General features: G+C 72.9%; 13 protein-coding genes. 1 reads left to right on the top strand and 12 read right to left on the bottom strand.

The window, feature by feature from the left end:
• Window positions 1-142 precede the first annotated feature (142 nt).
• The 12 genes from OHN74_RS19945 to OHN74_RS20000 all read right to left on the bottom strand — a co-directional run bounded on the left by OHN74_RS19945 (window position 143) and on the right by OHN74_RS20000 (window position 12,615).
• On the bottom strand, window positions 143-715 hold the full coding sequence (locus tag OHN74_RS19945; RefSeq protein WP_327695919.1) for a phage tail protein: 573 nt from the start codon (window positions 713-715) through the stop codon (window positions 143-145).
• The gene (locus tag OHN74_RS19950) at window positions 712-2,676 is read right to left on the bottom strand and encodes a putative baseplate assembly protein (RefSeq protein ID WP_327695920.1); all 1,965 of its coding nucleotides are present in this window, start codon (window positions 2,674-2,676) and stop codon (window positions 712-714) included. Before OHN74_RS19950 ends, OHN74_RS19945 begins: the two co-directional genes overlap by 4 nt.
• Complete coding sequence (locus OHN74_RS19955; RefSeq protein WP_327695921.1) at window positions 2,676-3,098, bottom strand: GPW/gp25 family protein; 423 nt, start codon at window positions 3,096-3,098, stop codon at window positions 2,676-2,678. The genes OHN74_RS19950 and OHN74_RS19955 overlap by 1 nt, the downstream gene beginning before the upstream one ends.
• 208 nt (window positions 3,099-3,306) lie before the next feature.
• Window positions 3,307-3,645 carry a PAAR domain-containing protein gene (locus OHN74_RS19960; protein ID WP_327695922.1) on the bottom strand — a complete coding sequence of 113 codons (339 nt, stop codon included), beginning with the start codon at window positions 3,643-3,645 and terminating at the stop codon, window positions 3,307-3,309.
• 53 nt (window positions 3,646-3,698) lie between these two features.
• The gene (locus OHN74_RS19965) at window positions 3,699-5,525 is read right to left on the bottom strand and encodes a VgrG-related protein (protein ID WP_327695923.1); all 1,827 of its coding nucleotides are present in this window, start codon (window positions 5,523-5,525) and stop codon (window positions 3,699-3,701) included.
• A complete protein-coding gene (locus tag OHN74_RS19970) occupies window positions 5,522-6,241 on the bottom strand; it encodes a CIS tube protein (RefSeq protein ID WP_327695924.1) in 720 nt (239 codons plus the stop codon). Before OHN74_RS19970 ends, OHN74_RS19965 begins: the two co-directional genes overlap by 4 nt.
• Before the next feature lie 82 nt (window positions 6,242-6,323).
• Window positions 6,324-6,749, bottom strand: a complete 426-nt coding sequence (locus OHN74_RS19975) for a phage tail protein (RefSeq protein ID WP_164410193.1) — start codon at window positions 6,747-6,749, stop codon at window positions 6,324-6,326.
• A 34-nt stretch (window positions 6,750-6,783) separates the two neighbouring features.
• Complete coding sequence (locus OHN74_RS19980) at window positions 6,784-9,903, bottom strand: hypothetical protein (RefSeq protein WP_327695925.1); 3,120 nt, start codon at window positions 9,901-9,903, stop codon at window positions 6,784-6,786.
• 4 nt (window positions 9,904-9,907) lie between these two features.
• A complete protein-coding gene (locus tag OHN74_RS19985; protein ID WP_189151611.1) occupies window positions 9,908-10,066 on the bottom strand; it encodes a DUF6760 family protein in 159 nt (52 codons plus the stop codon).
• Window positions 10,063-10,557, bottom strand: coding sequence for a zinc-ribbon domain-containing protein (locus OHN74_RS19990; protein WP_189151610.1), 495 nt, complete (start codon window positions 10,555-10,557; stop codon window positions 10,063-10,065). Before OHN74_RS19990 ends, OHN74_RS19985 begins: the two co-directional genes overlap by 4 nt.
• Window positions 10,554-10,994 (bottom strand): phage tail protein, encoded by a 441-nt coding sequence (locus OHN74_RS19995; protein ID WP_189151609.1) that lies wholly within the window; start codon window positions 10,992-10,994, stop codon window positions 10,554-10,556. The genes OHN74_RS19990 and OHN74_RS19995 overlap by 4 nt, the downstream gene beginning before the upstream one ends.
• A gap of 64 nt (window positions 10,995-11,058) precedes the next feature.
• Window positions 11,059-12,615 (bottom strand): phage tail sheath family protein, encoded by a 1,557-nt coding sequence (locus tag OHN74_RS20000; protein ID WP_327695926.1) that lies wholly within the window; start codon window positions 12,613-12,615, stop codon window positions 11,059-11,061.
• A 247-nt stretch (window positions 12,616-12,862) separates the two neighbouring features.
• Between OHN74_RS20000 and OHN74_RS20005 the strand changes: the two genes are divergently transcribed.
• Window positions 12,863-14,593: an eCIS core domain-containing protein gene (locus OHN74_RS20005; protein ID WP_327695927.1), complete on the top strand. Its 1,731-nt coding sequence runs from the start codon at window positions 12,863-12,865 to the stop codon at window positions 14,591-14,593.
• Window positions 14,594-14,603 lie beyond the last annotated feature (10 nt).

Here is a 14,603-nt window from a genome sequence, read left to right on the forward strand (position 1 = left end):
CGGCGTACCGGCAGGCGTACCCGTAGCCGGCGTACCCGAAGTCGATGTGCTGTTCGACCAGCCCAGGTACGACCCGCAGTTGCCGCAGAAGTCGTCCGTGGGGCCGTTGGACGCCCCGCACGTGGGACATGCGCGCATGACGTCACCTCCCTTCGTCGGTGGGCGGGCCGGGGAGGATCTCCACCCGGCAGACGGTGTGCACCGGGCACATGGCCCGGACGACCTCGTGGATCCTGGCCGGGTCCACCTGGGTGTCCAGGTCCTGGTCCGGCCATACCCGGACCAGGACCTCGGCGGAGGGCTCGGGCGGCAGGTCGGTACCGGCGGTGTTCGACCACGCCGCGCCGCCGTCCCCGCTCACCTCGGCGTGCACGCCGAGTGCGAGCCGCAGAGCCTCGACCAGGCCGCGTCTGGTGCCGCGCCACCGGTGCAGCTCCACCGCGCGGACAACCGCCTCGCGGCGGCGCTCCACCGGCCACTGCGGGTCGTCGGCGGCGCCCACCCAGGACGCCAGCCAGGCCACGAAGTCGCTCGGAGCCACTCGGGGGTCGAGGTAGGCGGGCAGGTTGTCGAGGGTCGCGAACACCGGGGCGAGGACGGTGTCGAGGCCGGCCGTGAACCGCTGCGCGAAGTCGTCGTCGGCGTACAGGGCGGGGAGTTGCCCGCCGATCGGGTACCGGCTCGGCAGGCCGGGTACGGCGGCTCGGCTGCTCATCTCCGGTCCCCCGGCTGCTCCATGGCCGTGACGACCACCTGGTGCTGGTAGGAGAAGACCAGTGCCCCCGCGGCCACGTCGATGCGGTCCGACGGGGCTCCGCGCCGCCCGGTGATCGGGTCGGCGGCGAACAGCAGGATCTCCTCCACCAGCGCGTTGCCGGTGGCGCGCTGGAGGACGCCGAAGACATCGCCGTACTGGACCGGTCGCCCGAAGGGCCAACCGGTGCCGTCCGGGCCGCCGTTCAGCGGGTTGAGGTGCCGGAACAGTGCGGCGAGCGCCGCGTCGCGCACCCGGTCGGTGTCGCCCGGCGCCGCCGCGAGCCGGGCCACCACGGTGACGCCCTGGTAGGCAGGCGGCTCCACGACGAGGCGGGTGCCGATCAGGCGCCGTTCGTCGAGGCTCGCGGTGATCGCTTCGAGCACCTGGTCGGAGGGGATCAACTGCTCGAAGCGGAGCCGGTCGTCGCCCTCGTCGGCCACCGCGTCGGGGACGACCAGGACACGTACCGCGCCCGCGCCCTCCGCCGCGTGCAGGCAGCGGACCCGGCGTACCGAGGGTGCCGCCTGGCGGGCGATGATCTCATAGTCCTCGGCGGTCACCGCGCGTTCCTGCATCCGCAGGGCGTCCGGTGCCCGCAGCTTGGCGTTGTCGATGGTCTCGCCGGCGACGCCGCCGAGCGCCGCCTCCCGGTTCACGACCCGGGCGACGTAGGGAACAGAGCTGCGGAGGACCGAGATCGCCCCTCGGGCGACGTTGCCCGCAGGTCCGCCGCCGGTGCGGTAGCGGGCCACGCGTATCCGGGCGCCCTTGGGCGGCACGGCACCGCACTGCCGTAGCGTGCCGTCCGGCTCGCGCAGCACCGGCGGGAAACCGAACTCGCCGGTGGTGGCGTCGACTCGGACGTGCCGGTCGGCGGGGCCGGAGCGGCCGAAGTGCTCCACCACCTCCCAGCGCTGCCAGCCCTCCTCCGAGGACACCTCCACCTCGGGGGGCTCGCCGTCGAGGAGTACCGGCGGGCGGCCGAGCCGGAACGTCTGCCCGGAGACCCCCTCCGAGATGCCGAGCGGTACGTCGGTCTCGGTCTCGGCATGCTCGACGGACATGGTGCCGCCCACGGTGAACACCACCGCCTCGCGCACCGTCGGGGACTCCGAGTAGAACGGCTGGCCCGGTTCCGGCTCGGTGACACGGCAACGCAGCCAGCCGGCCCGGGTCCCGCCGATCACCGACGCCGTGTGCCCGGCCGGTACGTACACGATGACCTCGCCGGGCCGGTTCAGGCCGCCGGTGGTGTCCTCGCCGGTCTCGCACACCTGCCAGCCGCCGCCGACCCATGCCTCCCACACCAGCGGGGGCTGGCGCGGGTCCACGCCGATGCCCTCGGTGCGGCTGTCCAGTTGTACGGCGACCACACAGCGCGGCACCGCCGTCGACAGGCCGAACAGCAGTGCGTCGCCCGGCTCCGGTACGGCCTGGAAGCACGGTACGTCGCCGGCCTCGGCGAGCGTCCTGGTCCGGTCGGCCTGCTCACCGGTCCGGGGCGCGGTCACCAGCCGTATCAACTCGCTGGGCACGATGCGCAGTTCGTCCGCGGTCGTGAACACCACTGCCTCGTCGCCCTCGCCGCCCGCGGTGGTCACCTCGGTGCCCGGGGGCAGCGTCACCGTGTCGGGCTGCGGGGCCGACAACCAGAAGTCGACCTCGGCCGTGGCGGCGGCCGGCGGGTAGAGCCGGATGCCCAACAGGTCCAGGAAAGCTGTGTAGTTCTTGTCCGGGACCCGGTTCAGCCGGTACAGCAGCTGGTCCACGAGATAGGCGAACGTCTCGATCAGGGTGACGCCCGGGTCGGAGACGTTGTGGTCGGTCCACTCCGGGGCGCGCTGCTGCACGTACCGCTTCGCCTCGTCGACGAGTTGCTGGAACCGTCGGTCGTCCAGGTTGGGGGAGGGCAGGGCCATCAGTCGGCGACCAATTCCTCGGCCCCCTCCTCGGAGGGGATCGTGTAGAAGGGAAAGACCAGGTTGCGCCGGTCGTTGGTGGAACGCAGGGTGTAGCGCACGTCGATGTAGAGGGTTCCGGCCTCGACGGCGTCGTAGGCGACGACCACGTCGTCCACCGCGATGCGCGGCTCCCACCGCTCCAGGGCCTCGCGCACCTGTTGGGCGATGAGTCCGGCGGTGGCGCCGTCGCCGGGGGCGAAGACGTACTCGTGGATGCCGCAGCCGAACTCGGGGCGCATGGGCCGCTCGCCGGGCGCGGTGCCGAGGACCAGGCGGATGGCCTCCTCGATCTCCCGCTCCCGTTCGACCATGCCGATCCCGCCGGTCGGCCCGACCCGCAGCGGGAACGCCCAGCCACGGCCGATGAACCGGTCGCTCATGACACCCTCCCGATCCGGACGCCCGAAGCGCCGGGCACGACCACGCCACCGCACGCGAGGCGCCCGAGCCGCGACGGGAGCGGACAGCCACTCCCACGGCCACCCCGGCGGCCACTCCGGCAGTCACTCCCCCGGTCGCGCCGACAGCCGTGCGGACCGTCGTGCGGACAGTCGGGCCGACAGCCACGCCGACCGAACCGGTCGCTCATCACACGCCCCCGATCAGGACGTTGGGGGCGCCGGCGATGATCATCGCGCCGCACGTCGTCTGGTCGCGCATCCGCGCGGCCGGCAGGCCGCCGATGAGGACCTGCCCCCTGGCGAGCGCGGCCGGGTTGGGCATGATCACGTTGCCCGGGCCCAGGGCCAGGTGCGGGGGCATCGCGCAGGTGTGCACGCTGCCCGGGCCGCCGACGCCGGTGGTCACGGCAGCGGGGCGACCGCCGATCAGTACGCGCGCCACCGCCTGGGCGGCGCGGCCGGGCGGCGGCATGGCGATCACGCCGCCGTGGTTGGTGGGGTCACCGGTACGGGCTGCGGCTGGCATGCGGTGCTCCTTGCGGATGTCGGGGGCAGCGGAGGGGGGCAGCGGGCAGGGGGTCAGTTGATCTCGATGATCGCGGCCTTGAAGACACCCCGCGCACCACCGTTGACGGTGACGTTCGCGGTGCCCTTGACGCCCACCGTGGCGCCGTCGATCCGCACCCCGGCCGTGGCCTTGATGTCCACGTTCCCGCCCGAGATGCTCACGTCGCCCTGTCCCGCGTCCAGGGTGATGCCCTTCGCGTCGAGCAGGACGGAGGAGAGGGGCTGTCGACTGGTCCTCCGGGCGTACACGGACAACTGGATGAGGTTCCGCCGGTCGTCCACGAACACTTCGAGGCGCTCGTCGGCGCTCATCAGCCGCACCCCGGAGAGACCGGGTGCCCTCTCGTCCAGCAGCTCCACCCGGTGCCCCGAACGCGACACGATGGAGCGGCGGTTGACCTTCCCGGTGCTCTTGTCGATCAGCGGGACCTCGTGGGGCGACGGCTTGTCGACGCCGTTGTAGAGGCCGCCTATGACGTACGGGCTGTCCAGCAGACCCTGTTCGAACCCGACCAGGACCTCGTCGTTGACCTCGGGGCTGAACACGCCTCCGCCGCCCTTGCCGCCCCACTGCACGGTACGCACCCAGTCGGTGGTGTAAGTCTCGTCCAGCCAGGGGAACTTCAGTTTCACCGAGCCGCTCTCGGCGCCACCGTCCTCGTGTACGTCCGTCACCACACCGATCGCCAGACCCGGCATGCGCGAGCCGCGGCCGGGCGCGTCGGCACCGGTCACCAGGCCGGTAAGGGAGCGGTCCGGGCTGGCGCTCACCCACACCGTCGTCCGGTACCCGCCGTGCGGTTCGAGGACGTGCCGTACCGCCGTCGCCGTGTACTTGCCGGAGAAGGCCTGCCCGACGTTGCCGAGCGCCACCGGCTTGCCCGCCCGCAGCTGCGGGTTGCCCTCGGCCACCGCCTCCAACTCGGCGAAACCGGCGCTGACCTGACCGGCCACCGACTTGGCGACCTGCCCCGTCTCGGCCAGCGTGCGGTACGGGGTGTCCGTGACGGTCAGCTTCGCCGACTTGCCGAACCGGGCGGAGGCGAGCTGCGGGCTCAGGCCCGGCAGCACCGTCTCACTGATCACCGACGGCGCCGGGGACACCAGCTGCTTCTTGTTGGTGACGTCCCAGCCGCGCACCTCCACCTGCGACGCGCCGTCCGCCGCCGACAGCGAGGCCCGCAGCGCGAGCAGGTTCGCGCCGTACTCCAGGACCATCGGGTTGCGGGACGACGAGGTCGAGGGCGCGGGTGCGCCGGACGCCTTGACCGGCTTGGTGAACTGGAGCTTCCCCTTGTCGTCGACGCGCACCAGCGCGCCGCTCTCCGCCGCCAGGAACTGCAGGAAGTCCCAGTCGGACACGTTCGCCTGCGAGAGCTGTTTGTAGGTGACCTTCCCGGCGTCCACGGTGCCGCAGGTCAGCCCGGCCCCGGCGGCCACCTGGCGGACGATCGCCGACCCCGTCATGTTCCGGTACGCCACCACCTTCCGGCCCCGCTGGAGGCGGTGCGCCTTGGAGTAGGCGCGCACCACGGTGAACGTGCCCGTGCTGTCCCGGTCCAGTTCGAGGGCCGTCACCTCGCCGCTGAACAGCAGCTCGCGCGCCCTCCCGGACACCGTCACCACCGACACCTTCAGCGGAGTGCCGATGGTGATGCCGGTCGCCTGCAGGAACTCGTGGTCGGGGTCGCGGAAGGTGAGCTGTGCCGCGTCGGGCAGACCCACGTTCTCGTCCACCACGCAGCTCACCAGCTGGGCGGCCCAGGTCTGCGGAAGTTCGGCGGGTGTCTCCACCACAGGGTCCGCCGCGAACAGCCGGCCTCTTGCCTCGGCGGTCATCTCTCCTCCTCACCGTCCGCGTCCTGCAACCCCGGCACCACCAGTTCGGTGCCGGGCATGAGCGCCATCGGGTCGTCGATTCCGTTCGCCTCCGCGATGGCCCGCCAGGCCGTCGCGTCGCCGTATTCCCGCCAGGCCAGCATCGCCAGGCTGTCGCCCGCCACCACGGTGTGCGTGCTGCGGGCGGTGCGTGAGCCGGACGTCGGGTTCTGGCCCGCCGGGCCGACGCTCGCCTCCTCGATCGACAGCGCGCAGGTGGCCCGCAGCGGTCTGCCGTCGACATCGAACAGCGTGTACGACACCGACAGGCTGGAGAGCACCCCGTCGAACGAGATCGACCGGGAGGTGCCCCAGGTGAACCGCACCCACGGGCTGGCCGGCTTCTTGCGGCCCAGGCTGGCCGGGGTCGGCACGCACGCCTTCATCAGCTTCTCCACCGCCTGCTCCACGGAGTTGTCGTGTTTGGCGGTGGCGTCCAGGAACACCTCCAGGCTCAGCGTGCGCGGGCCGCTGCCGACGAACTCGGGCAGTGCCGACTCCCCCGCCATCCGGGACGGGGAGCGCCGCCACTCGGTGCTCTTGCTCAGCTGCAGGGTGGAGGGGTTGAACTGGAGGTTGAGCCGTGCGATGGTCCCGCCGGGCTTCGCGCCGACCGACGCCGGGGGCTCTTTCAGGGTCAGCTTGGCCCTGGCTCGACTGGTGCGCGCCGGTGACATGGCGGGACCTCCTTTCCGGGGGCCGATACGTGCTGGGGAACCGGTTGATGCGGGTGTGTCAGGACATGTGTCAGGACGTGTGTCAGGAGGGGCGCAGTCCCTCGTGGGCGATCTCCAGGGTCTCCACCGCGGCCTGCGAACTGGCGGGGTCGAAGGACGGCCCCTGCCAGCGCACCGGGACGATCCCGAACACCTGCCAGCTGATGATCTTCGTCAGGTCCGGTTTCAGGGCCACGATCTCGCCGTCCTTGGGCTCCACCCGCTTCAGCGTGTCGTCGAGCCAGCGGGCGATCTTCGCCGTGTCGGCGGTGACGGGCCTGGTGAGCGTGATGTTCGACCAGGTCACGCGGCCGGGCAGCTGCCAAGTGAAGCCGTTGTTGCCGCCCTCGGCGTAGCTCTCCATCTCCACCTCGGCGCCCATGCCGGAGCAGGTGTGGAAGGCGCCCAGGTCGTTGCCGCCGATCGCGAGCCTGAAGAACACGCTGGTCGCGAAGATGTTGTCCGTCATTCGTGCGTCATCCGTCCATCATCCGTTCCGGCTCTCAGCGGCGTCCGTCGTAGGGGCGACCCGTGCGGTCCCGGCCGCGGCGCAGTTCGGTGCGCAGCAGCCGGGCCACCGGGTCGAGCAGGCGGCGCGCCAGGTCGTCCAGGTCGAGACCGGGGTCGTCCTGGGGTGTCTTTGATGTCCTGGTGAACTGGACCGCGTTCTTGCCGGAGGCGGCGGACGACGTGGCTGACGTGGAGGCGGCGGAGGAGTCGGGCGCCGCCGAGGACACGGACGCCGAGCGCTTCCGGCCGGGTGCCCGAACCTCCTCGGCCGCTGCGCCTGTTGGCGGCGCGAGGGGCCCGGGGGGCGCGGAGGACGACCGCGGACGACCGCGTGTGTCGCGCTGCACCGCGAGTGCCGTCTCGCCGGTCTCGGCGGTCCCGTCGGCCGCCGTAACGATCCTCGGCCGGACCACGGGCACGGCTGCTCCGCCCGGTGCCGAGTAGGCCGCCGGACGGTCCGCGAGCGGCGGCGCCTGCGGGGCTGTCACGGGCAGGGGCCTCGCCGGTACGGCGGCAACCGGGGCGGCCGTCCCCTGGCGGGGAGGCGTCGGCCGGACGACCGGGACTCGCTGAACGGGGGCCGGGGAGCTGGCCGTTGATACGTCCGAACCCTCCGGTCCGGGGTAAGGGGCTGCCGCCCGCTGCACCTGCGGTGTGGCCGGGGCGGGGGCGGACGGGCCGGACGCCGGGCGCGCGGGGGTCCCGGGGCCGCCCGGCGCGGGGGCCGAGATGCCGGACCGGCGCGCGGGCGCCTCGGCTGTCGGCCCGGAGTCGCGCTGCGGGACCGCCGGTGCGCCGGGCCAGCGTGCCGCCACCACGGGACGGCCGCCGGAGCGGGAGACGGCGGGCTGTGCCACCCCTTCCGGGGCGCGGGTGTTCAGGGTGAGCCGACGCTCGGCGAGCAGCGAGAGGGTACGGGGTGCCGCCGAGGCGGAGTGTGCTGTGGAGCGGGTCACGGTGAGGCCGTGCGGGTCTGCCGGGCCGGAGGACCGGGCTCCTCCGGTGCCGTGGGCCACGGCCCGGGCGACCACGACCGGAACCGGGGCAGCGGGGCCCTGAGACCGATACCTGCCGGAGCCGGAGCCAGAAACGGAACTGGAAACGGAACCGGATCCTGTGCCTTCGGCCGCCGCCCGGGCCACGACGACCGGGCCCGGAGCGGAGGCGCCCAGGACAGCGGCGTCTCGGGTGCGTTGCCCGTCGGCACCCGGCCCACCGGGAGTCCGGCCGCCCCCGGTGCCGTCGGCCACGGCCCTGGCGGCCACGACCGGACTCGGGGCAGCGGGGCCCTGAGACCGATGCCTACCGGAACCAGAGCTGGAACCGGTGCCGGAACCGGAACCGGCTCCCGTGCCTTCGACCGCCGCCCGGGCCACGACGACCGGGCCCGGAGCGGAAGGTCCTTGGTGCTGCTGACCGCCGGACGTCGTGCCGGGTCGGGGCGTGTTCCCGGTCGGGCCTGCCGGGCCTACGGTGCCTACCGGGCCGTGGGCCGGGGCGGCTGCGGACGGTGTCACCAGCGGTGTGGCGGGCCCGTTTCCGTGGTCCACGGGGCCGGGCGGCATGCTGCCCCCGGTGGCGGACGGGTCCGCGAGGCGGCGTTGGACGTCGCCCGTCCCCAGCAGCGGCGCGCCCGGTGTGCGGGGTGCGGCCTCGGCGGACGTCCGGTCGCGATCCGGTGTGGACGGCGGCGCCGGAGCGGCGCCGGGCCCCGGGTGCTGATGTGCCGTAGCACGCTGGATGTCCGGGCGGGAGGCACGGGCACCGGACGCGGGGGGACCGGGCACTTCGGCGCTCGGCGGCAGCGCGGACAGCGGCGCGCCGAGGCCGCCGCGCGCACGTGCCCGGCGGTTGCCTGGGTCGGGGGTCCGGCGCGGGTCGGCGGGCGCCGTTCCCCTCGTACCGGCGTCGTTCGGTCCCGGGGTGCCGCCCGCTCCTTCCGCCTGGCGCTGGACGACGGGCAGCGCCGGACCGGTGGCGGATCCGGCGCCTGGCGCGGGGGTGCCCTGCGGCAACGGTGTTGCTGTAGAGGGCAGTTCACTCAGCGGGGCGCCGAGCGGACCGCGGCCGGGCTCACGCGTGGCGGCGCGCTGCACGGGGGCGGGGGCCGGGCCGGGTGGGTCGGGGGTGGTGGCGCTGTCGGGGGCCGGTGCGGCGGTGGGCCGCAGGGCGGGGACACGGCGAGTGGGTCCGGCGGGGCGCCGGGCGACGGTCAGCGCGGCCCCCACCGGGCGGAGCCGGACGGCCGGGCGGGACATGCCGGAGCCGTCGGAGCCTGCGGAGCCGGCGGCACGGGATGCCTCCGGCCGGCCGGCTCCCCCGGCGGAGCGCGGCCCCGTCGCGGTGCGTTGGACGGCCGGTCCGGAAGACGTACGCCCCCCGGAACCGGCCGGCGGACGGGACGGCTCGGCCGGGGCGGGCCGGGCCATGGCGCCGTCGGCAGCCGTGGGCGGGACCACCGCCACCCGTCGTACCAGCGGGGTCGCGGGAGCGGCCAGTGTCACGACCGGGCCGGTGTCCGGCCGCGCGGCCCGTTGCACGGCATGTTGGGCAGCGGGAGGTGACGAGGAGAGCACAGCGGGCGAGGCCGTGGACGTGAGGCCACGCGCCCGCCCGGTGGCATCGCCGCCCGGACGCGTCCGGCGGGAGAGCTGGGTCGTCGGCGTGTCCGCCGTACCCTCGCTCTCGCCCGCCCCCGGCCCGTCCGCCCTCTCCTGCCTCTCCGGACGCAGTGCGCGGAGCAGCAGCGGACCCCCGGCGCTGTGGGTGGTCCGCGGTGTGGCGGCCGGGCGGGTGACGCCGTTCACCAGACCGGTCGGGGCGGTGGGCAGCAGGGCGTGGCCTAGACCGGCGTCGAACGACGGGTTCTGCCAGGCGGCGAGGCCCGCACGGAAGGCGAGGCCGTCGCTGACGCCCAACGGGGCGCGGGACACGGTGAGTTCCGGCGCGGCGGTGCGGCGCCAGCCGCCGTCCCAGTCGCCGGGCAGGGAGGAGGCCGGGGCCGCGCCGGGCGCGGACGGCTCCGGGACGCCGGTCGCGTCCCGCGACCCGGTCCCGGGTTCCGCGATGTCCGGCGCGGCGGCCCGGCGGCGCAGCCTGTCCCGCCATGCCATGTGCTCAACCGCCTTCGTTCACACGGGTGTTGATACGGGCGATCTCGGCCACCCACTGCCGGCGCTCGTCGTGGGTCAGGTCGAGGATCTCCTCGCGCCGCCAGTGGAAGTGGTAGGCGATGTACGCGATCTCCTCCCGGAGCCGGGGAAGGGCGTACGTCACGATTCCCCCAGGCGCCCACCCGAGAGGTCGACCTCGAAGCCGCCCTCGCAGTGCGGGCAGGTCACCGCGGCGCGGGTGTGGCCCTCGCTGTTGACGCGGCGGTAGAAATCCTGGAGGAAGGCGACGTCGGTGGCGTACATCCGCTCGACGATCCCGGCGTGCACATCGCTGATCGAGCCGATCCGGGTGATCACCTGGCTCAGCAGCACCACGCTCAGGTACGCCGGGTTCTCCTTGACCCGCAGGTCGATCTGCGGCCGCAGTTCGTCACGGGCCGTGGCCAGGCGCATCGAGCCGTGGCGGTGCACCGTGCCCGCCTCGTCGACGTACCCGCGCGGCAGCTCGAACTCGAACTCGGTGCGCAGCCCGTGGTCCTCGCGGCGTGGCGGGGCGGCGGCGGGAGGTGGAGCCGCCTGCTCCGACGCCTGGGCGGGCTCCGTCACCTGGAGGAGCTCCTCCAGGTTGCCCGCCGTCACCGTACGACGCCTCATTCGACGATGATCTCCTCGAACACGATCGTGACCGACTCGGTGGCCGGAGACGACTCGCCCGCCTTCAGGGACGGGCCCTCCCACTTGGAGGCCCAGCCCTGCATCAGCTGGATACGGCGGACCGTGTTGCCCTCGGTGTCCTTGATCTCGATGGTGAGGTTCTGCCGCGCGGAGTTCACGGCCCCGTTGTTCAGGGTTTCCTTGATCCACTTGGTGAACTCGCTGCTCTGGTCGAGTCCCCGGGTGATCGTGATCTCACCGGCCTGGCGGGCGCCGGGCTGCTTGCGGATGATCTGCTTGCCCTCCGCGCTGACCTGCTTGACCTCGACGACCTCCTCCTCGACGGTCAGTCCGCTGATCTCCTGGATCGACTCGACCAGATAGCCGCCGAGTTGCACGCCGAAGACGTGGGTGGAAAGAGCATCGCCCGTTGCCATGACTGTCTGTCACCTTTCCTTACGGGTCTTTTCTCTTCTGCTCTGCTTCTCTACCGACCCGTGGTCACTCGTCGATGAGGCTGGTGCTGTCGGAGAACTGGGCCAGCCGGAACACCACGAACTCCGCGGGCTTGACCGGCGAGACGCCGATCTCACAGATGACCCGGCCCTGGTCGATGGACTCCGACGGGTTGTTGTCGCGGTCGCACTTGACGTAGAACGCCTCCTCGGCCGTACGGCCGAACAGCGCGCCCCGGCGCCATTCCTCGGTGAGGAACGCGGTGACGTTGCGCCGGATGCTGGACCACAGTCGGTCGTCGTTCGGCTCGAAGACCACCCACTGGGTGCCCAACAGGATGGACTCTTCGAGGTAGTTGAAGAGTCGGCGCACGTTCAGGTAGCGCCAGGCCGGGTCGGAGGAGAGGGTGCGGGCGCCCCAGATGCGGATGCCGCGGCCGGGGAAGGCCCGTACGCAGTTGACGCCGATCGGGTTGAGCAGGTCCTGCTCGCCCTTGCTGAGCCGGAGTTCGAGGTCCACCGCGCCGCGGATGACCTCGTTGGCGGGCGCCTTGTGCACACCGCGCTCGCCGTCGCTGCGCGCCCACACGCCGGCGACGTGACCGCTCGGCGGGACGGTGGTGTTGCGTCCGGTGGCCGGGTCGAAGACGCGCACCCAGGGGTAGTAGAGGGTGGCGTAGCGGGAGTCGTAGCCGGCCTCGTCGTTGCGCCAGGCGCGCACCTGCTGGGCGCCCAGGCCGGGCGGGGTGTCCAGGACGGCGACGCGGTCGCCCATCTGCTCGCAGTGCGAGATCACCGCGAGCTGCACGGTGCGTACGCCCTCGGCGTCGATGTCGCCGCGCTGGTAGGCGCTCATCAGGTCCGGCACCGCGACCATGGTGATCTCGTCGATGGTCTCCAGGCCGCCGAACCCGGTACGGGCGGCGGCGTCACCGACGTACTCCGCCGGGTTGAGGCGGGCCACCTCGCCGGAGCCGTTCGCGCTGGGCGCGGCCGGGGCGTCGGGCACCGCGAGGGTCTGGGCGGCGGGCCTGGTCTGGGCGGCGGACTGCTGCTCGGTGACCTGGATCAGCTTGGAGGCGCGGGCCTGGCTGACCAGGTAGCCCTTGACGTTCTTGCGGGTGGAGGCCTCGTACGTCTCCGCGACCTGGTCGCCCTGGCGGACCAGGACCTTGAAGCGGTCCTCGGGCGGGTTCTCGCCGTCCGCGTCGGCGACCTCGACCGACACCCCGGTGACGCCGGGCTTCGCGGCGATGAGGAAGCCGCCGAGGGCCACCGGCTCCGCCGCCTTGTTGCCGCGCCGGCCGCCGTCGACCGCCGGGGCGGAGGCGTCCTCGGCCTGGCCGCCGATCCGCACGACGTACGCGGCGCCGCCGCCGTTGGCGAAGTAGCCGTGGACCGAGAGCGGCAGATAGGTGCCTTCGGTGAAGCCGCCGAACGTCTGGGTGTACTGGTCCCAGCTGGTGACCAGCGTCGGTGTGTGGAACGGGCCGTTCTCGGCGAATCCCACGAACGCGGCGACGGCCGTGCCGACCCCTTCGATGGGTCGGGCACCGGACTGCACCTCCTCCACGTACACACCCGGGGTGAGGTACGTCGGCATGCTCGCTCCTTCGCGTCCTACGGGTCGGTCACATGTGTCCAGGGCGAGTCTGCGCGAGGGTCCGCCAGGGCGGCAGGGCCTCGGGGACCTGGCCAGGGGCAGGATCAGTGCCTTTCGTTGCCCACTCCAACTGACCGGCCGCCGCCCCGACTTGCCCTCGCTCTGCCCCTGCGGGCCTGGACGGGGCACTCGTCGGGGCGGTCCACTGGGGGTCGCAGGAGGGCTGCGCCGACGAGGAGGCAACGAATTGCGGACGTCCGGGGCGCACGCCGAGCAGCACGAGCACCGGCAGGCCACGCGCGGCCCGGCCCCCGCCCGCCAGGAGACCTCCGGCAGCCCCGCCGTACCGCCGCCGCTCACCGCCGACGGGCTCCGCGCGGCCCAGCGCGGCGCGGGAAACGCCGCGGTGACCGCGATGATCGCCCGCCGTGCCCGTCCGGCGCCCGTGACGGAGCAACCGGACCACGGTGTGGACCAGGTCCTGGGCTCCGCCGGCAAACCCCTCGCCGCGCCGGTGCGCCAGGACATGGAGTCCCGGTTCGGCACCGACTTCTCCGACGTACGACTGCACACCGGGGCCGCCGCCACCCGCTCGGCCCGTGCCATCGGGGCCCGCGCCTACACCTCCGGCAGCCATGTCGTCCTCGGTGCCGGTGGCCGCGACAAGCACACCCTCGCCCACGAACTCACCCATGTCGTCCAGCAGCGCAACGGTCCGGTGTCGGGCACCGACCACGGCAACGGGCTCAAGATCTCCGACCCGTCGGACAAGTTCGAACGAGCCGCCGAGGCCAACGCGCACAAGGTCATGTCCGGGCCGGTGCCGGACGTGCAGCGGGCGCCGGAGGCGGCCGGGCACAAGGCGGGGGCGGCGGGCGCGGGCATGGCCGAGGCGGACATGGTGCAGCGGGCCAGCAGCACCACGCTGGAGAACGCGACCGTGACGCACTACCAGCCCACCAAGCCGGGCGCCCAGCACGCCCAGAACCTCCCCATCCAGCGTCCCAAGACTGTGACCGGTCCCGTCATCCCGACGGCCACGTCGGGCCGGGGCCAGGCGCCGAACCCGATCGCGGTCAAGAAGCTCCACACGGCCTACAAGAACGCGAAGGGCAAGCGTGGGGCACCCTCCGAGGCGGACGTCTGGAAGGATCTGTTCGGCGGGGCGGGCTACGACCGCGGGCACGTCATGGGTCTCGAGGTCGGCGGCAGCGACAAGACGGAGAACATCGTCCCCCAGTGGTCCCTGAACCAGGGCACCGGCATGTGGCGCAAGATCGAACAGGCGCTGGTGGGGGTGGGCACGGGCAACCTCACCTTCGAGGTGATCTACGAGACGAACACGGGCAACCACCGCCATGTGATGACCCCGATCAGGATCGACATCTACCTCGACAGCCACTCCACCACCACGACCTACCGCGAGTGGACGAACGAACCGGACGTCAACGACCTGATGCGGGCGGGCCGGGACCCGAGCGACGCGGCGGACTTCTACACGGAGACCAAGCAGGCACTGGGTGCGAACCCGACGCTGACCGAGAAGCAGATGCAGGAATTCGCCCGGTCGGCGATCGCCCAGGACAAGGCCACCTTCCTCGCGTACAAGGACTACGAGGACGGCAGTGCGGCAGGCCAGACCCCCGCGACCAGTTCCGCCGCCGCGCACGCGCAGGGCATGACCTTCTCGGACATCTCCAAGGACCGCCGGGACAAGCTGATCGAGTCGTACATCGCCGCGGGCTGGGTGACCAAGAGCGGCTCCAAGGACACCGCGATCTACACCCTGAACGACGTCCCGGCTCCCGCGCCCGACAGCGACACCGAGAGCAGCGGCTCCAGCAGCGAGTCCGACGCCGAGATGGCCGACGATTTCCAGCCGCCGGCGCCGGGACAGCCGTTCGCCAGCATGCAGTTCGACTCGCAGGGCAGCGGTACCGACTCGGACTACGAGGACAAGATGTCCACCGGCGCCTAGGCCCACGGCC

It is taken from the genome of Streptomyces sp. NBC_00459 (assembly GCF_036013955.1).
In the GTDB taxonomy this organism is placed as follows: Bacteria; Actinomycetota; Actinomycetes; order Streptomycetales; family Streptomycetaceae; genus Streptomyces.

Excerpts from the sequence above, each read along its gene's own strand:
- OHN74_RS19990 (WP_189151610.1), bottom strand. The coding sequence starts at position 10,557 with ATGAGGCGTCGTACGGTGACGGCGGGCAACCTGGAGGAGCTCCTCCAG.
- OHN74_RS19975 (WP_164410193.1), bottom strand. The coding sequence starts at position 6,749 with ATGACGGACAACATCTTCGCGACCAGCGTGTTCTTCAGGCTCGCGATC.
- OHN74_RS19970 (WP_327695924.1), bottom strand. The coding sequence starts at position 6,241 with ATGTCACCGGCGCGCACCAGTCGAGCCAGGGCCAAGCTGACCCTGAAA.
- OHN74_RS19995 (WP_189151609.1), bottom strand. The coding sequence starts at position 10,994 with ATGGCAACGGGCGATGCTCTTTCCACCCACGTCTTCGGCGTGCAACTC.
- OHN74_RS20000 (WP_327695926.1), bottom strand. The coding sequence starts at position 12,615 with ATGCCGACGTACCTCACCCCGGGTGTGTACGTGGAGGAGGTGCAGTCC.
- OHN74_RS19960 (WP_327695922.1), bottom strand. The coding sequence starts at position 3,645 with ATGCCAGCCGCAGCCCGTACCGGTGACCCCACCAACCACGGCGGCGTG.
- OHN74_RS19945 (WP_327695919.1), bottom strand. The coding sequence starts at position 715 with ATGAGCAGCCGAGCCGCCGTACCCGGCCTGCCGAGCCGGTACCCGATC.
- OHN74_RS19980 (WP_327695925.1), bottom strand. The coding sequence starts at position 9,903 with ATGGCATGGCGGGACAGGCTGCGCCGCCGGGCCGCCGCGCCGGACATC.
- OHN74_RS19965 (WP_327695923.1), bottom strand. The coding sequence starts at position 5,525 with ATGACCGCCGAGGCAAGAGGCCGGCTGTTCGCGGCGGACCCTGTGGTG.
- OHN74_RS19955 (WP_327695921.1), bottom strand. The coding sequence starts at position 3,098 with ATGAGCGACCGGTTCATCGGCCGTGGCTGGGCGTTCCCGCTGCGGGTC.
- OHN74_RS19950 (WP_327695920.1), bottom strand. The coding sequence starts at position 2,676 with ATGGCCCTGCCCTCCCCCAACCTGGACGACCGACGGTTCCAGCAACTC.